General features: G+C 49.1%; 17 protein-coding genes and 2 tRNA genes. 8 read left to right on the top strand and 11 right to left on the bottom strand.

All coding sequences use genetic code 11. The features are described 5' to 3' along the window. Positions 1 to 77: 77 nt before the first annotated feature. A complete protein-coding gene (locus CWI73_RS07060; protein ID WP_126752135.1) occupies positions 78 to 3284 on the top strand; it encodes a S41 family peptidase in 3207 nt (1068 codons plus the stop codon). A gap of 85 nt (positions 3285 to 3369) precedes the next feature. Here CWI73_RS07060 and CWI73_RS07055 read toward each other — a convergent pair whose 3' ends face one another. Beyond that, positions 3370 to 4107: an endonuclease/exonuclease/phosphatase family protein gene (locus CWI73_RS07055; protein WP_126752134.1), complete on the bottom strand. Its 738-nt coding sequence runs from the start codon at positions 4105 to 4107 to the stop codon at positions 3370 to 3372. Positions 4108 to 4543: 436 nt separating this feature from the next. Here CWI73_RS07055 and CWI73_RS07050 point away from each other — a divergent pair, with 436 nt between their 5' ends. Next, positions 4544 to 5947, top strand: a complete 1404-nt coding sequence (locus CWI73_RS07050) for a purple acid phosphatase family protein (protein WP_126752133.1) — start codon at positions 4544 to 4546, stop codon at positions 5945 to 5947. Positions 5948 to 6014: 67 nt separating this feature from the next. Here CWI73_RS07050 and CWI73_RS07045 read toward each other — a convergent pair whose 3' ends face one another. Next, positions 6015 to 7820, bottom strand: a complete 1806-nt coding sequence (locus CWI73_RS07045) for a phytase (protein WP_126752132.1) — start codon at positions 7818 to 7820, stop codon at positions 6015 to 6017. Between the two features lie 36 nt (positions 7821 to 7856). Continuing rightward, positions 7857 to 10397 carry a TonB-dependent receptor gene (locus CWI73_RS07040; RefSeq protein WP_241968861.1) on the bottom strand — a complete coding sequence of 847 codons (2541 nt, stop codon included), beginning with the start codon at positions 10395 to 10397 and terminating at the stop codon, positions 7857 to 7859. Between the two features lie 198 nt (positions 10398 to 10595). Here CWI73_RS07040 and CWI73_RS07035 point away from each other — a divergent pair, with 198 nt between their 5' ends. Together CWI73_RS07035 and CWI73_RS12590 are read left to right on the top strand one after the other, a co-directional pair. Next, entirely contained in the window at positions 10596 to 11531 is a 936-nt protein-coding gene (locus tag CWI73_RS07035) for a GGDEF domain-containing protein (protein ID WP_241968860.1), read from the top strand. After that, positions 11509 to 12540, top strand: a complete 1032-nt coding sequence (locus CWI73_RS12590; RefSeq protein ID WP_241968859.1) for a helix-turn-helix domain-containing protein — start codon at positions 11509 to 11511, stop codon at positions 12538 to 12540. The genes CWI73_RS07035 and CWI73_RS12590 overlap by 23 nt, the downstream gene beginning before the upstream one ends. A gap of 473 nt (positions 12541 to 13013) precedes the next feature. Here CWI73_RS12590 and CWI73_RS07025 read toward each other — a convergent pair. From CWI73_RS07025 to CWI73_RS07005, 5 genes are all read right to left on the bottom strand, one after another. Next, positions 13014 to 13090 (bottom strand) — tRNA-Arg (locus tag CWI73_RS07025). 404 nt (positions 13091 to 13494) lie between these two features. Then, entirely contained in the window at positions 13495 to 14421 is a 927-nt protein-coding gene (locus tag CWI73_RS07020) for a nucleotidyl transferase AbiEii/AbiGii toxin family protein (protein ID WP_126752130.1), read from the bottom strand. A gap of 6 nt (positions 14422 to 14427) precedes the next feature. After that, on the bottom strand, positions 14428 to 15201 hold the full coding sequence (locus CWI73_RS07015; RefSeq protein ID WP_126752129.1) for a type IV toxin-antitoxin system AbiEi family antitoxin domain-containing protein: 774 nt from the start codon (positions 15199 to 15201) through the stop codon (positions 14428 to 14430). A 216-nt stretch (positions 15202 to 15417) separates the two neighbouring features. Continuing rightward, positions 15418 to 15494: transfer RNA gene (locus CWI73_RS07010), tRNA-Arg, on the bottom strand. A 63-nt stretch (positions 15495 to 15557) separates the two neighbouring features. Continuing rightward, entirely contained in the window at positions 15558 to 17120 is a 1563-nt protein-coding gene (locus CWI73_RS07005) for a serine hydrolase (RefSeq protein ID WP_126752128.1), read from the bottom strand. 192 nt (positions 17121 to 17312) lie between these two features. On the opposite strand from CWI73_RS07005, the gene CWI73_RS07000 reads away from it, so the two are divergent. Further along, a complete protein-coding gene (locus CWI73_RS07000) occupies positions 17313 to 18848 on the top strand; it encodes a leucyl aminopeptidase family protein (protein ID WP_126752127.1) in 1536 nt (511 codons plus the stop codon). 167 nt (positions 18849 to 19015) lie between these two features. Here the strand turns inward: CWI73_RS07000 and cydB are convergent, their stop codons facing one another. The 3 genes from cydB to alr form a co-directional block, all read right to left on the bottom strand. Next, a complete protein-coding gene (gene cydB / locus CWI73_RS06995; RefSeq protein WP_126752126.1) occupies positions 19016 to 20017 on the bottom strand; it encodes a cytochrome d ubiquinol oxidase subunit II in 1002 nt (333 codons plus the stop codon). A gap of 3 nt (positions 20018 to 20020) precedes the next feature. Further along, complete coding sequence (locus CWI73_RS06990) at positions 20021 to 21409, bottom strand: cytochrome ubiquinol oxidase subunit I (protein ID WP_126752125.1); 1389 nt, start codon at positions 21407 to 21409, stop codon at positions 20021 to 20023. A 124-nt stretch (positions 21410 to 21533) separates the two neighbouring features. After that, positions 21534 to 22625: an alanine racemase gene (alr, locus tag CWI73_RS06985; protein WP_126752124.1), complete on the bottom strand. Its 1092-nt coding sequence runs from the start codon at positions 22623 to 22625 to the stop codon at positions 21534 to 21536. Positions 22626 to 22754: 129 nt separating this feature from the next. On the opposite strand from alr, the gene CWI73_RS06980 reads away from it, so the two are divergent. From CWI73_RS06980 to CWI73_RS06970, 3 genes are read left to right on the top strand one after another with little or no spacing between them, the layout of a single operon-like run. Continuing rightward, entirely contained in the window at positions 22755 to 24806 is a 2052-nt protein-coding gene (locus CWI73_RS06980) for a S9 family peptidase (protein ID WP_126752123.1), read from the top strand. After that, a complete protein-coding gene (locus CWI73_RS06975) occupies positions 24803 to 25624 on the top strand; it encodes a prephenate dehydratase (RefSeq protein WP_126752122.1) in 822 nt (273 codons plus the stop codon). Before CWI73_RS06980 ends, CWI73_RS06975 begins: the two co-directional genes overlap by 4 nt. Then, on the top strand, positions 25624 to 26274 hold the full coding sequence (locus CWI73_RS06970) for an alpha/beta hydrolase (protein ID WP_126752121.1): 651 nt from the start codon (positions 25624 to 25626) through the stop codon (positions 26272 to 26274). The genes CWI73_RS06975 and CWI73_RS06970 overlap by 1 nt, the downstream gene beginning before the upstream one ends. The last annotated feature ends 9 nt before the right edge of the window (positions 26275 to 26283 follow it).

Raw genomic sequence — 26283 nt, 5'->3', positions numbered from 1 at the left:
CGTGCACCCCCTCGCACTTCGCGGAATGATAGTCAGATGTATCATTCCGCGATAAAACTAAAATAGGCAACACCACTATGAAACGACTGCTTACAAGCCTGCTTGTATCTGCGGCGCTGGGGGCGTCCGCGTCTGAAACCACCTCAGAACGACCTTTGATTATGCAACCCGAGATTAGTCCTGATGGGACGCGAATCGCCTTCAGTTACCAGGGCGACATTTGGACAATGTCGACATCGGGCACCAATCCAAACCGTTTAACCATTCATGAGGGCTATGAAAGCTCGCCGAAGTGGTCAAAAGACGGCAGCTCTATCGCATTTAGCAGTGACCGCTTTGGTAATGATGACGTGTTTGTCATGCCAAGCGAGGGCGGTCATCCCGATCGCTTAACTTATCACAGCGCACCCGACCGTGTTTTAGAGTTTAGCAACGATAACCAAGTACTCTTTAATACTCGCCGTTTATACGCTGAAGTTGAACGCGAGTGGGAAGTCTATGGTATAGCTCCGACAGGTGACGCAACCGAATCGCGTTATATGGACGCTCTGGGCTTTGATGCCGTGGTATCTCCAGACGGCACAAAGATTGCCTTTGTGCGCAGTACCGCCAGAGTATCACGTGAGGATTACCGTGGCCCTGCCAATCGCAATATCTGGATTTATGACACCGAAACCAGTGAGTACGAACAGCTAACCGACTTTGATGGCAATGACTTTATGCCTAAATGGTCGAGTAATAACGAGTTGTACTTTATTTCTGCTCGTACCGGTAAATACAACGTGTTCAAGCAGAAGCTAGGTTCGAAGCGAGCGACACAAGTCACCGATGAAAGCGAGTTTGGTGTTGAACACTTTAGTATTGATAAACAAGCAAACCATCTTGTTTATAAGGCTGCTGATAAAGTTAAACTTATCGCTGATGGTCAGAGCTCATCGCTCGACCTGTCAATTCCTACAGACTTTCGTTTTGACCCCGTCACCAAAAAATCAACCACGGACTCACTGGATGAATACAGTGTATCCCCTGACGGTAAGTTAATTTCTTATGTCGTGCGTGGTGATTTGTTTGTAAAACGCAACGACAAAGAAGATAAGCGGTCAGTCAGACTAACAACAGGAGCCGCGCGAGACCGAGATGTCACCTGGCTTGATGACAACACCTTGCTGTTTGTGTCCGACCGCGATGGACAAAACGATATATTTGCGGTGACATCGGCTGACTCTGAAGAGCCGAACTTGTTTAAATCGCTGAAGCATTCAGTAACACCTGTCACACGAACCGATGCGCAAGAACGCCAGCCTCTGGTTTCTCCTGATGGCGAAAAAGTTGTCTATCGTGAAGGGCGCGGTAAATTGATTGTCGCTGATATTACGGAAGACAAGTCATTAACCAATAGGGTTACCTTGTTAGACGGCTGGGCAACACCCAGCGGCGTAAGCTGGTCAGCAGACAGTAACTGGTTAGCCTACGCTAAATCAGACCTGTCATTTAACAGCGAAATCTTTATTCATGCTGCTGATAATTCGCAAGAGCCCGTTAATGTCAGTATGCATCCGAAAGGCGATTACAGCCCGGTTTGGTCGCCCGATGGTAGCAAGCTAGGCTTCACATCCATGCGCAATAATGGCGATTACGACATTTGGTTTGCCTGGTTAACAGAAAGCGACTGGCAACGCTCTAAAGAAGAGTGGAAGCGCGATGAGTTTGTAGACGAAACGGCCGATACCCAAAAGGACGAAAACGACTCCGAAGCTGATGAGAAAGCAGTCGAGCCGATGCAAATTGATTTAGATCGCATCTATGAACGACTGGTTCAGGTCACGCGTTTTGCTGGTAATGAATCGGGCTTAGCGTTCGACAAAGAAGGCGAGCATGTTTATTACACCATTGGTGGTGCTGGTCGTCAGAACTTTAAAATGGACCAGGATCTGTTCAAGATTAAGTGGAACGGTGAGGACAAAAAGCAGGTCATTGATGGTAATAAAAGACCGCGTAGCTTATCGTTGAGTAACGACGGCAAGCACTTGTTTGCGTTAACCGGTAAAGGCCAGTTAGTCAAAGTAGACACCAAAAAAGACAAGCCTGAAACCTTATCGACCGTGTCTCAACAGAACATCGAGCATATGGCCGAGCGTGAACAGATCTTTGACGAGGCCTGGCAAGCACTTAATGCCGGTTTTTACGATCCTGAGTTTCATGACAATGACTGGCAGGAGCTAAAAGAAAAGTACCGTCCTTTAGCATTAAAAGCGTCAACCAAAGAAGATTTTCAGTATATCTTCAACTTGATGCTGGGCCAGGTTAACGCCAGCCATATGGGCTTATATCGCGGTGAAAACCAAAAACAGACCCAAAAAACCCAAACCGGTTTAGTGGGTGTTGAGGTTATACCAACCGATGCAGGCTTAGAGGTCACTTCTGTTCTTAATAAAAGCCCTGCGGCCCGCGATGAAAGCCGCTTGCAAGTCGGTGATGTCATTACTCAAGTCAATCAACAATCGGTCAAAGACACCAACTTTTATGAGTTGCTGAATGGCTACGCAAACCAACGGGTGTTGCTCAACATCAAGCGTGCCAATGAGGACACAGAAGTCGTGCTGTGGCCAACCACCAGCTTGAGCGATGAGAAGTACGACAACTGGGTCGAGACGCGCCGTGCAATGACCGAAGAGTACTCCGACGGACGCTTAGGTTACTTGCATATTCGCGGTATGAACTGGACCAGCTTTGAGCGTTTTGAGCGGGAGCTAATGGCTGCCGGTTACGGCAAAGACGGTATCGTCATTGACGTGCGTTATAACGGCGGGGGCTGGACAACCGACTACCTGATGGCCGTATTAAACGTTCAACAGCACGCTTATACCATTCCTCGTGGTGCTACTGACGACCTAGACAAAGACCAGAATAAGTTCAGAGAGAAATACCCCTACTCTGAGCGCTTACCTTTGTCAGCGTGGACCAAGCCATCTATTGCCATGAGTAACGAAAACAGCTATTCAAATGCTGAAATCTTCTCTCATGCTTATAAAGCCTTAGGCATCGGCAAATTGGTTGGTCGCCCCACCTTTGGTGCGGTAATCAGTACCGGCGCTGAACGTCTTGTTGATGGGTCTATTATCAGGATGCCATTTAGAGGCTGGTGGGTTAAGGAGTCCGACGCCAATATGGACTTTACCCCGGCACAGCCCGATATCGAGGTATTCAACCCGCCGGCTTATAAAGCCAAAAACGTGGATCCTCAGTTAAAACGTGCAGTTGATGAGTTATTGAAAACTCTGTAGAGCGTTTTATTGAAAGGTAAAGAGGGAAAGTGAGCTCTGTAGCAGGGGCTCACTTTTTTTCTGGCAAAACGCTAGTTCTGAGTAGCTATAGTCTGAATCGCGCATAAAGCGGATTGTGATCAGATACTTTACTGGTATCGATAGCTAGTGTTTCTTGCAGTGTGAGATCCCGGTAAAAGATGAAATCAAGTGGATGCTGTCGGTAAGCCTTAACATGATGTGGGTCGACCATAATTGCTTGCCGAAGACCCACACTTCGACAGAACTGCAGCAAGCTTAGCCGGCGCTGGCGGCTCCACACGTTAAAATCACCCGCCACAATAAGCGGTCCTTTATGTTCTAGTATTTCTTCTTTGATGAGCTCTATTTCTTGGGAAAACTGGCGCGCACGAACAAAGTTAATCGCGTGGACATTGACGACCAGCAGTGAGCCGTCCTCTGCCAACGAATGATGAGAGAGCATGTAACTTTTATGGGTGGCGAACATGCCTTCGCGCTTGCTGCTCAGTCGAGCCTGAGCTTCTTTAAACGCATAACCGCTTGCCGTAAGAACGCCATAGACAGAGCGCCGGGTTTGCATATTCGGCGCCACCGCATAAGACCAGTTCGGCAGCAGCCAATTATTTTTTGCACTCAGCTTCACCTCCTGAAGTAACAAAAACAAACTCGGATAGTCTGTTAAAACGCCTGCTAAGGTACGTTGAAACTCTGGCTTCTCGGTCAATTTTTGCGTATTCCAACACAGCACGCCAAACTCTTCCCCATGATGAATAGGGTGTTTGTGAATAAACTGCTGAGGAAACAAAACCTTTGGCTTTAACACTCTCTCGCCTTTTAATGTTGTAGTACGTTATTAATGTACAGTGGCAAGCTGAGTTTAGTTTATGAAACGTTAGTCTGGAAATGTTCGGGCACATTCTGGACACAGTTTTGCACATACTAAATTCTTAGTAAGTGATTACTATCAAGGAAAGTCTCGCTGAGATGGCGCACCCTATAGGAGTCGAACCTATGACCTTTGCGCATTTCCAAATTTTTTTATCCGCGCCAAAAAGCCTAAGAGCTCATGTAGAAATTTTCCGACATCAAAACGTTGCCTTGTCAGTTTGTAACTTGCATTAATCTAATAGCCAAATTAACTATGCTACTGAACAAGTATTTCAGCATTGACTCCTTTTAGCTCAACATGCGAATTATCCGCAACACCGGTGTCACTTGAGCGATATAAGCTAAATCTTTTATCCGCAAAAGGAACCTTTATGCATCTGTCATCCTTAACCAAGGTCGCTTGCACTATGGCGCTGATCTTAACGACCAGCGAAACCATGAGTGCGGTTGATACTCAGTCTGCCAATACCTCAGTACCCGAAGGAGAAATTCGTTACCGAGTATCTGCATTTCCAGATCGCGTGGCGCTGATTGCGACTGCCTCCCCCGCCCACAGTCAGACTTTTAGTTGGCGTACTCGGGTAATGTCAGAGCCTGCGCTTTTACAAATTACCACAGCAACGCCCTCGCCTGGTTTGCATCTGAAGGCAACGGAGCACAGCGCTGAACACGTTAGTTTAACCAGCGCTAACGGCAAAGCACAGCACCATCGTGTCACCGTTGACGGATTAACGCCGGATACTCTGTACGCTTATCGTGTCAGCGGCGACGATACCTGGAGTGATTGGTACCAGTTCCGAACCCCAGCAGCAACATTTAGTCCTTACACGGCGTTGTATTTTGGCGACGCGCAAAATTCGGTTTATTCTCATTTTTCACGGACCGTAAGAGAAAGTCTGCGCACCGCACCACGGGCCAAGGTCATGTTATACGCCGGTGATTTGGTGAACTCCCGTGATGGCATCCACGATGACGAATGGGGCGAGTGGTTCGCAGCCGTGGACTGGATGGCAGCTACCGTTAACCAGCTACCGGCAGCCGGAAATCACGAATTCAGCAGTGATGATGACAATCCGATACGTCACCTGCTGCCAAACTGGACAGCACACTATCCAGTGGCGGGTAACGGTCCAGAAGCGCTGTCTGACACCGTTTATTTCAGCGACGTTCAGGGCGTGCGTTACATAGCACTGGACTCTACCGAGGCGTTACAAGATGAAGCACACGCTAAGCGTCAGGCTGAGTGGCTGCAGAACGTATTAGCCGACAACCCCAACCGCTGGACCGTGGTGTTTCATCACCACCCCATTCAATCGGTATCGAAAGGTCGTGATAATCCGCCTTTACGTAAATACTGGCAGCCTATTTACGAACAATTCGATGTCGATTTTGTCTTGCAGGGACATGACCATACGTACGGACGCCACAGTCAATTGTCCGACCATTCGGGGCCTGTTTACGTGGTTTCGGTTGCCGGACCGAAAATGTATTTGGTCAGCGATGAAGCACAACGGGTGATGCACCGTACCGCGGAAGACACGCAATTGTTCCAGACGCTGGCGTTTTCCGAGCAACAGGTAGCGTACCGTTCTTACACCGCCACCGGCGAGCTGTACGATGCTTTTATATTGCATAAGCGCGCTGACGGCACCAAGCGCCTGACGGATCAGAGGCCGGATACGGCTGAACGTCGCTGTCAGAGCCCAGCGCCAGCACGTGACGATCGCTGCTGGAACGGCACGGACGTTATCTACGCACAGCCGATTAAAAAATAGCGCGTTCGAAACCCCACAAAAAACCGGCTCGAAGCCGGTTTTTTTATGCCGAACCAATAACTGCTGCTCAGAGCAGATCGATGATCTGTTGCAGCGGCACCAGCTTCAGGTTTTGCCCAGCTTCCGGCATCCGGTTGCGACCGTCCTGAACAATGAACGCACCCTGTTCAAAGCCCTCACCTAATGAGTGTGTGGTTACCTCGATACCGTCGGTTTCCGAAGCGCCGTCCAAGCCCAATTCAATGTTAGTGCGGATGCGATAATGGGCGCGCTGCGCCCACGGGGCCTGCGCATCGAATACAATATAACTGTCATTACCCTGACTGGACACAAACAACATGGGTTCATCGTTAATACGGGCAAAAGCGAGTCCTTCAATGTCATCCACCAGTTGCGGATGCTCCGCTACCCGAATAATGATGTCACCGTCGCTGCCGCCGTCGGGTTTAGCATCGAACAACCAGACCGCCACATCTTCCTCACCGATAAACAAACGCTGGCTGGCGTCATCGACCACACAACCTTCCGGTTGCGTCGGCACCTGCATTTCTCGCACTAACTGCAAACTACCGTCGGCATTAACCAGGTAGTGCTGAATGCGACCGGATTTACCGTTGATGTAAACAGACGCTTGCTCAGTGTTACTGTCATAACCCATGCACAGCCCATAGATTTCTTCGATGTCCGTGGTTTGGTTAGCGGCAGGTGTCAGCACGCCGTCGTCGCTGATGGAAAATAACTGAATGCTGTTGTCATCTCGCAATGTCGCAGCGGCCAGGTTGCCACGCACATCAACGTTGTTTAAACGGCCGACGGCCAATTCCTGCACAATATTACCCTGCATATCGTACACATACAGGCCGGTGCGTTTATCGGTGCCCAATATCCGGCTCGCCGCGGGCTTATCGGGGTGCACCCATACTGCTGGATCATCAATGGCATCACCACGGCGCGGTGATGGCTGCGTTTCCAGCGTTGCCGCAACCTGGGCGACCGGCCGTTGCGACCGCGGCTCTGTCGCAGCCACTACGTCGATCTGCACAGTCTGCATCGCATTCAGGTCTTCTTCAGTTAGCAGCACATCACCATCAGCCGTCAGCGAAATATCGGTAAGCGCGTTAATCCCGTCAAAGCTCATCGCGCGCTCAAATTGATAGCCATTATCGTCGGCACGATAAAGCAACAGCCGCGGTGCTTCTTCTTCCAATGCCAGCAGACTGCCATCGGACATCAATTCCAGTGCTTTCAATTCGGCTTGAATGTCACCGAACGGCGCTTTGGCCGCGATTAAGTCACGTCCTTCGTCGACCTCGGGTTCGGCATTGTATGCCCAGATGGCCTGATCGGCTTCAGCCACATAGAGTTTACCCTGTTCTTGCGATACGGCGCAGGCCGTGCTGTCAAAAGGGACATTCATGGCGCGAATGGTCAGCGGCTGTGGCAGCCATTGACCGTCCTGTTGCAGTAGGCGCTGCTCAGCACCGCCACGGCCACCGAGCAAAAATACCGACAGTTGCCGATTTTCACGACTCTCGTAAAAACACAAGTCTTCAACCACACGAGTAGTAATTTCTCCCTGCCATAACGGCTCTGCTTTGCCGTCTTTAGCCTGCCAAAGGTGCAATTGCTGATCGTTCCCCTCAACGGCTGTAAACACAGTCGCTCCGGACTTTAATTTCAGCGCTTTTAAGTGGAAGAAGTCTCCTTCTACCAGTTGTTGCCCGCCAAAATAAACACCGGTATTCGTCGCCACCACGGTGCTATCCCCAGCCACGGCCTGATGACGTATCGGTGTCTGCCCAGCAACAGAAGCGCAGGCGGATGTCAGCATCAGTACCGATAAAACGGCGCCAGTTCTCGTATTAAGTTTCATTGTTTTTCCTAATTTGTTTGTCATGATTTCGTTCATTTACCAGTTGATCAGTTGAATACCCAGAGTGTAGCTGCGCCCGTAGCTCTCGTATTGTGCGTTGTAACGGCTCTGGCCGGTATACACGTAGAAAGGCTCGTCGGTCAGGTTATTAGCCGCAAAGCTCACATTGAGGTTGTCGTTGATGACCCATTTCGCCGAAAAGTCAACGGTCAAGTTATCGTCCTCCATGATGTCGTAACGGCTGTCCTCAATGTCGCCCAGCTCCGCCAGGTACTCTGACTTATAATTAGCGGCCAGACGCAGGCTTAGGCGATTGGTTTCATAACCCAGTGCCAAATTGGCGGTAGTGTCTGACTGACTGGGTAAAGCAATATCACGAGTTTGCAGCTGCCCTTCATCCAGCCAATCGACTGTGGCTTCGGAGTCGGTCAGGGTGACGTTGCTGCTGATGAGGACGTTATCCAGCCAGTTATTGAAGCCCGATAATTGGTGAACCACGTTCAGCTCCAGGCCATACAGATAAGCGTCATCACCATTAATGAAGGTCACCGCTTCGTCGAAGTTTTCATAACCCGAACGACCTGCCAGATCAGCCTCATAAACGAAATTCTCAATGTCCTTATAAAACGCCATCAACGATACCACGCCCAATGACTCGTCATAATGCTCGATACCCATATCAAGATTTTGCGAAGTCAACGGTTGCAGTGCTGGGTTACCAAACTCAGACTTTAAGTCGCCGTCGTCGTTTTCCAGGAAGTAACTTGGTCGCACCTGTTCGAAGTTTGGACGCACCAGACCGGTGCTGTACGCCATACGCAGGATAGTGGCATCACTTACGTCATAGCGTGTAACCAGGCTCGGTAGCCAGTTGGCGTCACTGAATTCTGCGTATTCCGGGGTAAAGGTGTCGGTTTCATCGTTATAACGGCTGCCGTTTGCGCTGCGCTTTTCATGTTCATAGCGCGCACCGGCGATGACCTGCCAACGATCAAACCCGATATCAAACATAAAATAACCAGCACTGATGTCTTCTTCGATGCCATAACTGGCAATACGCGACTCTACCTCGTCGAAGAACTCATCCCTATCCAGCGGCTCCAACATCTGCCACAAATCACCGGCATTGATGCCCAGCCCAAAGCGATCGAGCCCGTAATCGACCTCACCAGTCTGATAATCCGCGAGGGTTAACCCACTCACACCTAAGTCCGCAAAGTCCTCGTAGATGTATATGTCTTCACGGGCGGTTTTTTCCCGTTGACTGACTTTTACCCCGGCTTTAAAAGTCGCCTGATAGCTTGGCTGCATCCAGTCGTAAGCAATGTCTACTTTCGCGTTGCTTTCGGTTTCCTCGGTATAGGCGTCGCTGACTTCAACTTCATCTATATCATAACCGCCAGTCTGATAAGCCGTATCCGGTGCCAGCAACTGCAGTTTTTTCACCCCACGATAGCCGAGGCCCTCGTCAAACTCCTGCACAAACTGAGCGCCACCGATGGCAAAGGGCTGTGACTCACTGGCTTCACTGGTGCCCGCTTCCACCGTCAGTTGCCAGTCACCCATGCGTTGTTCCGTACCCAGTACATAGGCCTGAATTTTCTGGGTTTCTGTGCGATCCTTCAGTTCACGCACCACCTCACCGGCACCGGTTGAGCCTTCCACCAGAGGATCAGCAAATTCAGTAATGATGCCTTGGCGAATTTCAGTGTCAGCAAACTCGCTGTAGAGCGTGCGCAGGTAATACTCGGCATTTTCAGTTGGCCGGTAGTCGAGGTTAAGGGCTAAGCCCGTCCGTTCACGAGTGACGGCATAGGCACGTTGTTCAAACTCTTCCAGGCCCGGTTCATCAAAGTCCCAGTTACCGCCGGTTTCGACATTATCCGTGGTAAACGAGCGTTCCTGATGGCTACCGGCTAAGGCAACCCCAAAGCTGTCGTCGTTACCGCCGATATCGAACGTATTGCTGATTACACCAGAAACTTTAGGGTTGGTCTCTGACGCCTGCTGGTTGTAACCCAGATCTGCACCCAATGAGTAGAACGCTCCGTCACGATCAAAGGCGGTCATGCTTTTCAGCTCGATATTACCACCGAGGCTACCGGCAGCAATGTCCGGCGTCAGTGTTTTATTCACCACCACCGATTCCAGTAAGTCCGACGGGATAACATCTAACGCTACCGCGCGGCGACCGGCCTCAGGGGCAGCCAAAACGGTGCCATTGTAGGATACCGAGTTAAGATCCGGGGCCAGACCACGAATGCGGATGAACCGACCTTCGCCTTGATCGCGCTCCACCGATAAACCGGGAATACGCTGTAAGGCGTCACTGACACTGTCATCCTGCAGTTTTCCCATATCGTCCTTTTTTAGCACGTTAATGATTCCATCTGATTCGCGCTGCTGCTGAACGGCTCGCTTAACCGAGTCGCGGTAACCTATGGTCACGACCTCTTCCAGAGCCTTTTGCTCGTTTTCAGAACTTTGTTGTGTTTCTTTTTGCTGCATAGCAGCCTGTGCGGTTCCTGTCACTATACAAGACACGGCAATGGCATAGGCCAAATACGACTTTTTCATGATCATCCTCACCTGAGTTGTTTGGGTTAACGCTTGCTACCCTAGGCGGCTTTCATGACACTACAACGGTTGCCGGTTAGGCATTTCGAGCTGTTCTGATTCGGGTCGTATTAGCTCAACTCGGTATCAAGGTGTCACCGCTTTGTCATAAACGCAGGTTATGGTTACAGCAATTTTGCACGATAAACGGAGCCTAAGGTGTATACGAAAAAACCATCCTGGATAATACAGTTAAGTAACTGGAGAGTGGCATTAATGATTCTGGTGATGGCTCTGGCGTTACTGTTCAGTTATCAGTTAGGTTCAGCAAAAGCGCTAACAATCATTGATTTTTTTGATGTACTCGGTGAAGCATCAACTCTGATACTTGCGGTGCTTGGTTTGATATTGATGGTATCAACACGCCCTCAAGGGCGAGTGACGGAGCATTTTTACAGCGGTGGCCTCATTTTGATATTTTCCCTGAGTCTCGACCTACTCGATGAGTTTGTTCACTACCCCGACGATTTGCGCCTGATAAGCTGGCTCGAATCGCTGCCTCAGCCGCTGGGTCTTATGCTAATCGCCATCGGTGCGCTGGAATGGCGCAAAGAACATCTGCAGGTTACTCGACAATTGGCCACACGGGAAAAAGTGTTGCGCGACCACCAATGGTTAGATCCTCTGACAACGCTTTATACCGCACGCTATTTCCATTATTTGCTACAACGCGAAATCGCTGATGTCGCCAAGTCAACACAACCACTGTGTATCGCTCACCTTAACCTGACTTGTTTTTCTCGTTTTAATCATAGTTATGGTAGCGTCGCCGGTGATCAACTTTTGCATCACGTCAGCGAATTGATTTCATTGTTGCTACGACCCTGCGATTGTGTGTGTCGCGAGCACAGCGACCGCTTTCTTGTTCTGTTGCCAAACACCGATTACGCACAGGCTCGTCAATTGCTTAAGGGATTAGCCAATGCCATTACCAATGAGCTGGATACGCCTGCTTATCTGGGTTGCCAGGTTACCCTGCACGAAGTAAAGGAAGCCAACGCAGAGCAGGCTATTGATATGCTTCATGAAGCTACCGAAAATACCAGTGCCGACACCCAGCAAGGGGATACACGTGCAGCCCGGACGCTCGCTTAACTCACCTTTGTTGTACGCTAAACCGTGGCTGGCTGCTCTGCAGCCACTGCTGCGGCAGCGGGGCATCAATACTGATGAGTTACTGCGAGACTTACCTCCCTATTATGACGGCATAAAAACTGCTGACTACCGGATTTCCCACTGTCAGTTGCAACAATTATTGGGACAGGTTGAATGCCAGGTTAACGAGCCACAGATATGGCAATTGATAGCCGAGACCTTTTGTCGAAGTGCACTAAACCCATTGGTTGATTTGAGTTTACAAGCCGCCAGTCTTGCTGATGCGCTTCGATATAGTTATCGCTACCGCGATCTAGTGATTCCCAATGTGATTCTGTTACCGCAGCAGAGACCTAAAGAGCTTGTCGTCGACATCATTCCTTTTTCAGGCAGCCGCAATAAAATGACTACCGCAGCGCGGTGCGCCAGCATAAAACTGACTATTGCCTTATTCGTGTCTATTGCCAAGTTGCGTGGCGATGATCTTCATCATTGGTGTTTGCACCTGCCACCGGACATAACTCCCCTTCCAGTGTGGCGAAAATGGCAAGTACAAACTCATGTACGCGAGATTACTCGCCTTGTAATACCCCGCCAACAACTGATTCAGTGCCGAACTGTGAAGCCGGGACAATTAAAGCAAGCACGCTATTTTTGTCAGATACAACGGCAATCTTTAGCAACTCCCACGCAACTTGAACGTATTTTTCGCTATTTGTTGTTGCGGCTTAACCGCTCTGAGGACGTTTCACTAAGTGAGCTGTCAGAGGTCATGGGGCTTAGCGTGTCCTCATGCAAACGCCTATTCGCCAGTTTTGGTCAGTCTTATCAAATATTTTATGATCAAGTGCGGCTGTATAAGCTGCTGGATTTGTTGCAGCAACCCGGTGGCACTAACCGCGAACTTGCGCAGAAACTCGGTTACAGCAACCCCAACAATTTTCGTCGCGCCTGTAAGCGATGGCTTGGTCTGGCGCCTGATGAACTCAGGCAACGCCTACTTGGTTAACGACGCAGGATGCTCTCTAGGAAACTTCCCCTAATATCTTGAGATGTTCCTAAAATCTAGGTGAAGCCCTATAGACATAATAAATTTAGAAGTGTAATGGCAAACCAAATTTGGCCATCTCATTATAGGTGCTATCATGTACGAAAACACAATTAGCAGGCAAGATGACGAAGAAACTAGAACGTAATTTCAGTCTTTATGAATCTCCACTGATTTGATAGACACCTATAACCATCTAGGTGGCATCAGCCCCAAGCAGTTCGAGCAAACCTCATTTTGAGGTGTCAGGGTGTCAATGGTACTGGGGTCATTCCAGAGGTAAAGGTCAAACTCACTGTTTTTTAGTACGGTTGTAAAATCTCAGGCCACAATCTGGACACAGAATGGACACAGCCTTGATCCACCGAAAAATCAGCAAAGAAAAGAATTTAGAGTAGATGCGAAAGGAAGAAAATCACTGCAGGCCAGTAAAATGGCGCGCCCGACAGGAGTCGAACCTGTGACCTCCGCCTCCGGAGGGCGGCGCTCTATCCAGCTGAGCTACGGGCGCATTTCCAAATTTTGACTTCTAACCACTGTGCCTATTTACCGAACGACCTTTGCCTCCGGAGTATACCCCAACGAAAAGTGGTTAAGTGGTACCATACCTACGAAAGTGGTTTTATCAGGTGTGGCGAGGCTTACAGACGATTTTTGATCAGGCCATTTAGCCAGGTATTTCAACTAGTGAGGCCAACAAGCTGCAAAACATGACACATCGAACTATGCCAAAAATACATCGGATTTAAGGCCAACGAAAGTTTTCGGAGGTAACTCCGAACAAAAAGCACATGAAAAAGAATATAAAAACCGCGCCAAATTTGAAATAAAACTGAGTAAATGTGCTACCTTAAGCCCATAGGGCTTAAGGCAAGGGGTACGGGGTAAAGTGGTTTAGGAAGAACACGACGCGCGTTATGAATTGAGAGCTTCCTTAAGTTTGTTATAAGCTATCCGGTGCCTTTCCTCACTCATTTTTTGGAGGTTATTCAGTTTCCAACGAACAGCAGGCAACTGCTCAATATTCGCAATTCCGAGTAATGACCAATCCGGTTTGCGTGACTTAAACGTCAAAAGAAACGACCTCTCCTCGTCAGTAAATGTAGCATGCATACGTTTTACAATTTCCTCACGCGCAGCCATAAGCTCCACTAGCGGGACATCAATGTCTGCCATCGACTTAAATTCCCCCTCATAAAGGGCAGCAATATCTTTGAAATTGGGTCGTAATAATTCCGAAATAGGACGCGGGTGGCTGATCATATAAACAATTAACGCTTTACGAATATCATCAGTGAGGCCTTCATTATCCAAGAGTAGTTTGACGTCAAACAAGTCCCTAGGGTGTTGCCGATCGAGTGCGGCGCAAATTTTACCAGCATAGAGGTCGGCAAAACTGACCACTGAAATTTCCGCGAATCCGAATTCATTTTCAACCGCTTCAGTAACACTCAAAGCGTTTGATTCGTAGACCGTTCCTCGAAGAACAGGTGACAGTTCTATCTTTATCTGAACCTTTGTACCGCCAACATCACGCTCCGCCAATAAACGGAGCGCGTCCTTTTTAACTTCAAATGAGCGTATGACAGTCACATCTTGCAGCGCTGCGGTAAGATTCTTTGCTATTTGCTCCAGGTGACTTGTGATCATTTGAAGTGCCTCACCCCGGTCCATCATAGGTAAAAAGACGAGGTCAATATCAACCGACAGCCTTGGAAAATCTCTGACAAATAGGTTAATCGCTGTACCGCCTTTGAGCGCAAAACAGTCATGAGCCGCAACAAATGGTAGCACCTGCATAAGCAGCTGAACCTGACGATAATAAACGCTATTTCTATCCATGATAATTTACATCTCCTTGGGAACCGTAATTTGCCATTTACTTTCCAGGCGGCCATCTACTGCTATGACCCTCTTGCCTGAGCCTAGATCATATTCGCTTGGGTTTAAGTGTTTAAACCAAGGCTGTTGATTACGCTCCGCTAGCCAACAGAATAGCCGTTTGACTTTTACGTTAAGACAGGCTTTTAACAACGTATCCAGCTTCCGAGGTGATAAGTTATGCAACCCCTGAAGGAGGGCGTCAGCGTGCTCAAAGCTGACATGCTTAGGTACCTCGTTAAGAACTTCTAAGTAAGCTTTTTCAACACATGAATACGTTATTTCCGGCAGGCCCTTTGCCCATTGATGATGACGAATAACGCGCTGTTCGTTCATTAATGATTCAGGCCACAGACGTTTCGTACCATGCCATTCAAAATTGGCTTCTACATTTATCTTATCAATCCAGACTGGGAGCTTATCGGGAGAGTATAAGTCAACTAGAGGCTTGCCACTGTTATTTACGAAATGGCTTACACCATGTAACGCTACCGCACTTAGCCCTCCCATATGGACAGGGGGCCTGACCATTCGCTGCAGTGAAGCGACCACACCCTGCCAAGTAGGATAAGATTCTTCTCGATAATAAACTCCGGGAGCAACTACAACTAAGGCTCCTCTTCGGACTGAGTTGTCGATGTAGTGCAAACTTAACCCCTGCTCTTGTAGCCAACGCTTCGTTGCTACCATGCCCAAAGGTAGCTTTAGTCTTAATGTTTTCCTTGCTTCATGGTTTAGCATCAGGCGCCTTCAGTTTAAAAATTTAGATATAAACGTTAATTATTGACGTGTATTTTTAATTAATCAAACTATAAGTTTAATAAAATGACTACCCACGGTGTTTGATGACGTACTTTTAGAAGTTCGCAAACCGTTGATAGAAGTCAATTAAGACACGGAATGGACACAAGAAAATAAAAAGTTAGTAATAACTAACGCTGCGAGATACATAGAATATGGCGCACCCTATAGGAGTCGAACCTATGACCTTCGCCTCCGGAGGGCGACGCTCTATCCAGCTGAGCTAAGGGTGCGCATGCTTTGGAAAGCGAGGGCATTATAGGGACTGGCCCTCGCTATGTCCAGAGTTGGCGTGGTTACTGCTTCTCGAGTTTTAAGTTGTGAAAGTCGAAACTAAAGTCCGTAAAGTCAGCTACCACTTCCATTGTTGCTGTCTTTATTTCGTTGTTTCTATTCACATTAAAATCAATAAAGGCATCGGCTTCTAACAAGGGTTCATCCCAACGCACAATAAAGGTATTGCCGTTGTAGTGCTCCAGCGAACCTTTCAGCATATCGGTATGGGTGAAATCTATGTGCAGAGCGTCGCCCTTCTCAGATATAACGACATCGCCGTACCAGGCGTCGGTATAAGTTCCCGCATATTTCGATAGCGCCAGCGATGGCTGCGGATCATCAACCGCCTCTACCTTAAAGTCCGTCTTTTTCTGAATGAACTCATGATATTTCTTACTTTCCTTTGCGACCCATTCCTGGTCCGGCACATCCAGAACTACTTCCAGAGACTCTTGCACTATTGCGGTCAACGCACCAAACGCCTGCTGATTACTCATAACAGTAATGGCGAACTCTTTTTCAGGAATAACCGTTGTAAAAGACAGCATTCCCAAAATACCGCCGCTGTGAGACACATGCTTAACACCATAATAGTCTTTTACGAACCAACCTAACCCATAGCCACGAAAGTATGTGCCTTGCTCTGCCGCATCAGCCGACACCGGCAGTGGCGTGGTCAGTTGCCACATATCGTGCAACGACTCTTCCTTAAATAAACGTCTGTCGGTCGGTGTTTCGCCTTCATTCAGCAGAGTCAGCAGCCAACGGCTCATATCATCAACACTTGCTGCCGTTGCTCCCGCCGCAGAGAAGTCCTCAAGAAAGTCGAGCGGGAACCGATGCAGTTCACCGTCCATTTCAATGGTGCCTACCGCCACATTGTCGTAACTAGCATCAATACGAGAAAATCCAATAGTGCTTTCGTCCATTTGCATGGGCTCAAACAGCGTTTGCTCAACGTACTGATGATACGGCATACCCGAGACTTCGCTAATCACCTCACCTGCTGTCACAAACATCAAGTTGTTGTAGTCAAAGCGTTCACGAAAGCCATGTTCAATGGGCACATTGGCCAAGCCGGCAATGACTTCGTCGGTGGTTTTGTCGGTGTTCGGCCAAATCATCAAGTCGCCGGCACCTAACCCAAGGCCAGAACGGTGACTCAGTAAGTCCCGAATGGTCAGCTCACGAGTGATGTATGGGTCTGCTAGTTTAAAACTTGGTAAGTGCTCAATGACTTTATCGTCCCACTCCACTTTTCCCTGCTCAACCAGGGTTGCCATAGCCGCAGCGGTAAAGGCCTTGGTATGAGAAGCGATACCGAACAAAGTTGTTGGCGTAACCGGCTCTTGTGACTCAATATCGCGTACGCCGAAGCCTTCAGCTAAAATGACTTCACCGTCTTTAACCGCAACAACCGCAAGGCCCGGAATGTTAAAAGCATCCAGAGACTGTTCGGCGGTTTGACGAATTTTCTGCTCCAGTGAGACGCCCTCTTCCCGCTCAACTTTTGCACTTTCAGAGCAAGCCAATAACGCACCAGCAGCTGCACTAACACACAGAATTTTAGATAATGTTTTCATGATGGTATGACCTTTTTCTTGTTTTCTCTCAGACTACCACAACCTGTGTTGTTTTTATCAGTATCAACTATAGCGGACAATGAATTCGTCGTGCTTTTATCGGGTTTGGCCTTAATCGCTTTGCCTGTCAGTGGGTTATGGTTTTATAGTAAACGCAGACAACTCAAGAAAACCTAATTCAAGGAAAACACTATGTCGTTAAAACAAGTCATGAGTGCTTTGGCTGTTTCTTCGGTTTTGTCGCTGCCTGCGTTGGCAAGTGACTACCTGGACACGTCCACGAGCTTTTCTGATGAAAACAAACACACCAAAACTCGCGTTATTTTTGTGCCGGAAGGTACGGCAGTTGAGCTACCAGAATGGTCAGGCTCTGACGCAAGTGCCGTTAGCCGCGCAGCAGAGATTGAAGAATTTAAAGGCGAAGCGTCACAGTTAACAACAGTGATTGCGCCAGAAGGCACCAAAGCCAATCACCTGCTTCTGGCGGGCGTAGGAAATCCGACTGAACTTTCCCGTTTTGAAGCAGAAAAGTTAGGAGCGTCTATTGCGGCCGTTTTAAAGCCTGAATTAGAAAACGTTGTTTTCGACACACGCCTTATTAGCAACCCGGGCATTGCCGCCGAATTGAGTGCTCACATTGCTCACGGTATGGATTTACGTAATTACCGCTTTGACCGTTATCAATCCGAACCAAAAGAGCGTCCGCAAGCGGCTTATCACTGGTTAGTAAAAAGCCCTGACATGGCAGAGAAAAAATACCAGGCCTCTCGCGCTATTGCTGAAGGCGTATTTGTTGCCCGCGACATTACCGCTCTGCCCGGCAGCGACGGCTACCCTGAAGCTATTGTGAAATTAGCTCAGGAAGCCATGAAAGACTTAAACATTGAGCTGACCATTGTCACGCCTGAGCAGGTCGACGAAATGGGTATGGGTTTATTAAAAAGTGTTAGCCAGGGCAGCCAACACGGCTCTTACCTGCTGGCCGCGCACTATAAAGGCAGTAACGCCGACCCAATTGCATTGGTCGGTAAAGGCAATACCTTTGACACTGGTGGCTATAACTTAAAAACCAGTTCTTCGTCTATTTTGCGCATGCAAACCGACAAAGCTGGTGCTGGAGCCGTTATTGGCGCGGTTATGGCGCTAGCGGCACAAGAAGCTCCGGTCAATGTGGTTGCTGTAGCACCGCTGTCGCACAACCTTATTTCTGGTTCAGCAACATTGCCGGGCGACGTCGTTAGAGCTGGTGACGGGACTTTGGTAGAAATTGCCAACACCGATGCCGAAGGTCGTCTGATTCTTGGCGACGGTAACTGGTATGCCAACGACAAGTTCAAACCTCGCGCCATTGCCAATATTGCGACCTTAACCGGTTCGAAAGTTGGTGCATTGGGTACCGGTTATGCCGCTTTATTTGCGTCTGAAGACGACTTACGCACAGCCATTATTGAGGCTGGCAATGTAACAGGTGAAAAAGTCTGGGAACTGCCTTTAGAAGGCTATGACGGCATTATCGACAGCCCGCTGGCCGATATTCGTAACATTGGCTCTCCGGGCACACAGGCAGGTGCAGCGTTTCTTAAGCACTTTGCCGGTGACACGCCGTGGATCCATATCGATATGGCTGCTGACGCAATGGTCAGTTCGGATACCGGTATTCATCCGGCAGGACCAACCGGCTTTGGAGTGCGCTTGTTAACTGAGTGGGTTCATCAGTTAGAAAACTAAGTAACTTTAGGTCTCAAATAAAAAGGCACCCGCCAATGGGTGCCTTCACCCAACCTTCTGTTTCTACAATAAAGCCCAACGGATAAGGCCGCCAACTAAGGTGACAGCCAGCACTCCCAGGCACCACAAACCGACAAACCACAGCCACTTTTTAAGTACCGGTTTCATCAGTCATGATACCCGCTGTTTGGGTCTACCTTACCTCTGAACACCCAATAGGTATAACCGGTGTAGGCAAAGATAATCGGCAAGAGTACCACGGCACCAACCAGCAGAAACTTCAGGCTGTTTTCAGGCGCGGCGGCCTGCCACAAAGTAATGCTGCGCGGTACCAGGTAAGGGAAAATACTGACCGCAAACCCGGCAAAAGACAGAAGAAACAGCCCCAGGCCCCACAAATACGGCCGCCCTTCCTGCCGTTTTTGTAACGATCGCAGTAAGCCCAGAGTAATAACCACCAACAATACTGGTAACACCCACAAGCCAACCGATGCGGGGTAAGTAAACCAACGCTCAGCAATGTAGCTGTCAACGTAAGGCAAATAAAGACTCACAAAAGCAATACAGGCCACTAAAAGAATAGCGCTGTACCAACCCGCCCGATAGCTTTGACGCTGCAGGTCACCTTTGGTTTTCATGACTAACCAAGTCGCTCCCAGCATCATGTAGCCAATAACTACAGCAATACCACAAAAGAAGCTAAATGGGGTGAGCCAGTCAAACCAGCCGCCGGAATAGGCTCGGTCTGTTACCTCAATACCCTGTAGCATTGCGCCCAGCATAATGCCCTGACTCAAAGCCGCTATTAATGAACCAATAATAAAGGATAAGTCCCAAACCCCTTTTGCTCGCTTAGTTTTAAAGCGGTACTCGAAAGCCACACCACGAAAAATGAGCCCCAACAGCATAGCAATAACCGGCATATAAAGTGCAGGCATGAGCACAGAGTAGGCAAGCGGAAACACCGCCAACAAGCCACCACCGCCTAGTACCAGCCAGGTCTCATTACCATCCCAGACTGGCGCCACAGTGTTCATCATTACATCGCGATCTTCTTCTTTTTTAAACCAGGGGAAAAGCAATGCAATACCCAAATCAAAACCGTCAAGCGCAACATACGCAAATACGGCGACCGAAATTAATATTGCCCAAATCAGTGCGTAATCCATAGCTTAGGCCTCCTCATCGTAAATGCGCTCAGCCGCCATTGTCGGCTTATGTTTGGCATACTCGGGAATCGTTACTTTTGCAGGATCCGCTGCCATTTTGCGCAGAATATAGAACGTACCGGCGCCAAAAACGAGGAAGTAAACCACAATAAAGGCTATCAGACTGCCTGCGACACCCGCTTTATCAATAGGAGATGCAGCATCGGCTGTGCGCAATAAGCCATAAATAACCCAGGGCTGACGACCCACTTCAGTGACTATCCAGCCAGCAATTACAGCAACAAACCCCATGGGACCCATGAACACACTAAAGCGCAGTAGCAGGCTGTTGTCATAAAGCTTTCCGCGTAAACGCTGCAGACCTGACCATAGTCCCGCCAGCACCATCAAAAGTCCTATTCCGACCATGATTCTGAATGACCAAAACACGGTCGCTACTGGGGGCCAATCTTCACGCGGAAATTGGTCAAGACCAGTGACTTCTGCATTAATATCATGCTTAAGAATAATGCTGGCAAGCCCCGGTACTTTTAAGGCGTAGTCCACTTCCGCCGTTTCTTCGTTGGGCAATCCGAATAAGTACAGTGGTGCCCGGGCTTCGGTGTCAAAGTGCCCTTCCATTGCGGCAACTTTGGCGGGCTGATATTCCTGAGTATTCAGCCCATGAAGGTCACCCACAAAGACTTGCAGCGGCGCAACAATTAACGCCATCCACATGGCCATGGAAAACATTTTGCGTGCCGCGGCGTTGGTTTTGTCTTTTAACAAGTGCCAGGCACCGACGGCACCAACGACAAAGGCCACGGTTAAATAAGCGGCCAGTAGCATATGCGCCAGCCGATACGGAAAAGAAGGGTTGAATACCACTTCAAACCAGTCAGTCACCACAAACTGACCAACGTCATTCATGGCGTAGCCGGCTGGGGTCTGCATCCAGCTGTTTACCGATAGTATCCAGAAAGCAGAAATGGCCGTACCGATTGCAACCATCAAGGTAGCAAAGAAGTGCAGCTTTTCACCCACTTTGTTCATACCAAACAGCATGACACCAAGGAACCCGGCTTCAAGGAAGAACGCAGTCAGTACTTCGTAACCCATTAACGGCCCGATAACCGGCCCTGCTTTGTCTGAGAATACCGACCAGTTAGTCCCAAACTGATAACTCATCACAATGCCGGACACCACGCCCATACCAAAAGCAACGGCGAAGATTTTGACCCAGTAACGGAATAATTTCTGATAAACCGGATTTCTGGTTTTTAGATATAGCCCTTCAAGCACAGCTAAATAGCTAGCCACACCAATGGTGAACGCAGGAAAAATAATGTGAAACGCGATAGTGAAAGCGAACTGAAAGCGCGCCAGGAACAATGCGTCAAAACTCTCAAACATGGCAAACACCTGTTATTTAGGTTTACCTTAAGTATACGTCTTTATTGATAAAGATCAGGTGCGCTTGCAGGACAAATACTAATAGTCGCCATACTTTTTGTATGGCTAATAGCGCGGCGTGGCTCTAGACCTTAACCCTAGGCACTCTCACGCTAACACCTGTGAGCAAGTGCCAGGAAATAGTCCCGGCACATACGGCAATTCGACGCACATCGACATTTGGCCCCCAGAGCTCAACATCGTCGCCTATCTGAACATCGGCAACATCTGTCACATCTATGGTCAGCATATCCATAGACACGCGCCCTGCTACGCCTACCTCGTGCCCACGAACCATGGCAGGCGTTCCGTTTTCAGCCTGGCGAGGATACCCGTCCGCGTAGCCCATTGCCACAGTTGCTATAAGGCTTGTCCGCTGGGCTGTCCACGCACTGCCATAGCCAACTGACTCTCCTTTCTCAAGCTTATGCAGTGCAATAATCGGCGCAACCAGACGCATGGCTGGTTTCAAACTATCCTGCACTTCTGTGACCGTTGACGGATTAACGCCGTACAACAACAATCCCGCCCGAGCCCAATCATTGTCTCGCAATACCCACTGGGTTTCCGGGTTCAATAAGCCCGCTGAATTGTGGAAACTGCGAGCTTGGTAGCCTTTGATACTCTCAGACAACTGGCAGAACAGTCGCTTTTGCTCTGCGTTCAGCTTATGGTCTGCGTCCGCATTTGCTAAATGCGACATGAGGGTAACATCCGCCACATTCTGGCTTGCGTTTAATCGCACCAGTGCTTGTTGCGACTGTTCTTCAGACCAACCCAGGCGGTGCATGCCTGTGTCGACTTTTAACCATACCCACAGCGGCTTATTTAACGCAGTTTGTTCAATAGCCTGTAATTGCTGCTCACAGTGAACAACGGGGCTTAAATTATATTCTGCACACACAGCCAGCTCTGACGCCGAGAAGCAGCCTTCCAAAATGACCAAAGGTCCCTGATACCCAGCTTCGCGAACCGCTAACGCTTCTTCCATAAAACCAGCCGCCATACCGTCGACATGCGGCTCTAACGCATTGGCAGCATGAGTAACGCCATGCCCGTAACCGTCTGCTTTAACCACTCCCAGAAGCTTGCCACCCACCATCGTTTTACGCACCCACTTAGCGTTATGCGCTATTGCTGTGGTCGATATTTCGGCGCGAGTTTGGCGGTAGTGCATGCGTTTTCCTTATACCTGCTTTGGGAACAGAGTGTCAGTTTACCGTATTTTCTGCGAATTTGAACGGAACTCTTTGCATCGCTTCGTCAGCTTGAGTAACGTAAAGCCATAACTGAAAGGAGAACAACAATGTGGTTAAAGCAATCCGTTATCGCAGGTAGCTTAGCGCTACTTTTCACTTCCGCGCCAACTTTGGCTCAGGAAACCGCCAAAACGACCTTTCAGGCGGAAGATATTTTCCAGCTTGAATACGCCAATCAAGTCAGTATTTCACCAGACGGTAAGTATATTGCGTACATCCGCAACAGCTTCGACGACATGAAAGACAATACTCGTCGTTCATTATGGCTGATTGATACCGAAACCGGTCAACATTTACCGATTTTTGACGATGAATTCAGCTACGGTAGCCTAGCCTGGTCAAACGATGGTACCCGCCTTGCTTTTGCCTCTAACCGCTCGGAAAAGAACCAAATTCATGTGCACTGGATTAAAGAGCAGCGCACCGCCAAAGTCACTCACGTAAACAACAGTCCGGGCAGCATTAGCTGGTCTAACGATGATTCTCAGTTGGCTTTCACCATGTCAGTGAATGCTGAACCGACGCCATTCGCTAAAAGCGTAAAAAAACCAAAGAAGCCGAAAGGCGCAAAGTGGTCTAAGTCACCGATTATAGTGGAAGAAGCTTATTATCAGCGCGACGGTAAAGGCGTTCTGGAGCCGGCGCATACACAACTCTTTGTGGTTCCGGCTGAGGGTGGTACTGCTCGCCAGCTGACCGAAGGCCCTTATCGACATGGCGGACCCTTAGCCTGGACAGAAGACGACAGCCAAATCGTATTTTCCGGAAACCGCTCTGAAGACTGGGCATATCAGGTGAATGAAAGTGACCTTTACAGCGTCAGCCTGAGCTCAAAAGAAGTAACACAGGTCACTGACAAGCCTGGCCGTGAGTCGTCACCGCAGTTTTCTCCTGACGGCGAGCGACTGGCATACTTACACAGCTCGAACGAGCCAGTGCCTTACCATAAGTCACAATTGTGGGTCATGGACTGGAGCGAACGCTCAGAGACAGAACTTCAAGCTGACTTTGACCGTTCTTTTAGCTCGCCACAGTGGACTGGCAATGAATCACTGGCGGTTTCATACGCCGATCAGGGGAAAACTGTTGTTGCTGATGTCACTTTAAGCAATGAACTGACAAACCGAGTGGATGACGTTTCCGGCGTTTATGTCAGCCGCCCTTATACCATGGGCTCTTTTACAGCCTCAAAAACCGGTGCTATTGCCTACACCAAAGGGTCTGAATATCGCCCCGCCGATGTCGGTTATCAGCCACAAGGTGGTGAAGCGGTTCAGTTTACTCAGTTAAATGAAGATCTGCTCGGCCACCGTGAGCTGGGTGAAGTTCACGAAATTCGCTATGAGTCACGCTATGACGGTCAGGAGATTCATGGCTGGTATATTACTCCGCCGAATTACGATGAAAACAAGGAGTACCCGTTACTGTTAGAAATACACGGCGGTCCTCACCTGTCTTATGGTCCGCATTTTGCCGCAGAACACCAACGCTATGCAGCCGAGGGCTATGTGGTGCTTTATGTAAACCACCGCGGCAGTACTTCTTACGGTAAAGACTTCGCCATGTTGTTGGACGGCAATTACTCGTCACCTTATGACTTTGCTGACCACATGACTGGCATTGATTTACTCATTGATAAAGGCATTGCCGACTCAGACAACCTGTTTATTGCCGGCGGCTCGGCAGGCGGTATCGCCACAGCCTATGCAGTCGGATTGACCAATCGCTTCAACGCCGCGGCAGCCACTAACCCGGTTATTAACTGGGTCAGTAAAGTACTGACGGCTGACAGCTCAATAGGCCAAATCACCAACCAATTCCCGGGTATGCCATGGGAAGAACTAGAGCACTATTGGCAGCGCTCGCCGCTGTCTATGGTCGGTGACGTTGAAACACCGGTCATGCTGTTCACCGGCGAGAAGGATCGTCGCACACCGATATCGGAAACCGAGCAGTTCTACCAGGCATTAAAGCTGCAAAAAGTAGATACAGCTATGGTTCGTGTTCCGGGCGCTTTTCACGGAGTTACGGCTCGACCTTCCAACATGATTGCCAAAATTGAACATGCACTGGCCTGGTTCGAGCAATATAAGAAATGAAACTAGCCACTTTAGGCCCTGCCGGCACCTTTTCGGAGGTTGCAGCGGGGCTTTTCCAGCCGGAACAAGATCACGATATTCAGTTACTGGATAACCTGGTCAGCTGCCTGGCGTCGGTTGGACGAGAATGCGATGCTGCCGTTGTCCCTATTGAAAATTTGACCGAAGGCTTCGTTTCTCCGGTCGTCGACTATTTGGTGCAACGACCCTTACGCATCCAGGCAGAAATTCGTATTCCTGTCGGCTTCCAATGCCTCAGCAACAGCGCGAACCCTACACAGATATGGGCGCAGTTTGTCGCAGCCGGACAATGTAATCAGTACTTACACAAGCTCGGGCTGCCCATTATTCATACGGCCAGTAATGCCGCCTCGCTTCAAGCTCTGCTAGCGGCTGAAGCGGCGTCTGCAGCCATAGTTCCCCAACACATTAGTTGCCCGGAGACGCTGCAGATCTTGAATAACAATATCGCTGACAACCCACGCAACGAAACGCGCTTCGTGGTATTATCTGCAACTTCTGAAGAGCCTGAATTCAATAAAGACCAGCGCTGGAAAAGCAGTTTGCTGCTCATTGATGACAACGACCATCCCGGCTTGCTGGTCGACAGCTTGCAGGTGTTTGCAAAGCAGCAAATTAACTTAACCTCCATAGTGTCACGGCCGGCGGGTAGTCAGTTTGGTGACTATCATTTCTTTATCGACTTTGATGGCCACCGCAGCGAACAAGGTGTCGCTTCGGCTCTTGAAGAATTGGCCGCTATGAATAACATTCACTGGCTGGGTTCGTACCCTGCCGCAGAAATAGGAAAGCAGTAATGTCTCTGGAAGTCATAAAACACGAACCGGCAGGCACAGCCGACGCCGTTATCATTTGGCTACATGGTCTGGGTGCCTCGGGCAATGACTTTGTCCCTATGACCGAACACCTGAAATTTGCCAATGCGCAGGTTCGCTTTTTGTTTCCTCACGCACCGCAAATGCCGGTAACCATCAATCAGGGCATGGTCATGCCTGCCTGGTACGACATTACCGATATGAGTATCGACCGCCAAATAGATAGCAAACAGCTACGCGAATCGGCGGCTAAAGTACACGCCATGATAGACGAGCAAATTGCTCAGGGCATCGACAGTAAACGCATTATTATTGCCGGATTCTCTCAAGGTGGTGCCGTGGGTTATGAAGCCGCTTTAACCTATCCGAAACCGCTGGCGGGTTTAATGGCGCATTCTACGTACTTTGCCACCGCCGGTGATATTCAGGTTAATGAAGCCAATGCACAGTTGCCAATTTTGGTTCAGCACGGTACTCAGGACCCTGTGGTTCCGGAAGTTCTTGGTCAGAAAGCCTGCGCAATTTTGAAAGAGAAAGGGTTTTCAGTGACGTATCAAACCTACCCAATGCCGCACTCGCTGTGCTTAGAACAGGTTCAGGATATGCAGAAATGGCTGGATGAGCGGTTTTAACCGCTCATC

This window comes from Idiomarina piscisalsi, assembly GCF_003987095.1.
Lineage (GTDB): Bacteria > Pseudomonadota > Gammaproteobacteria > Enterobacterales > Alteromonadaceae > Idiomarina > Idiomarina piscisalsi.
Note: the sequence above shows the minus strand (reverse complement) of the source record. Positions and strands in the feature narration are given on the sequence as shown.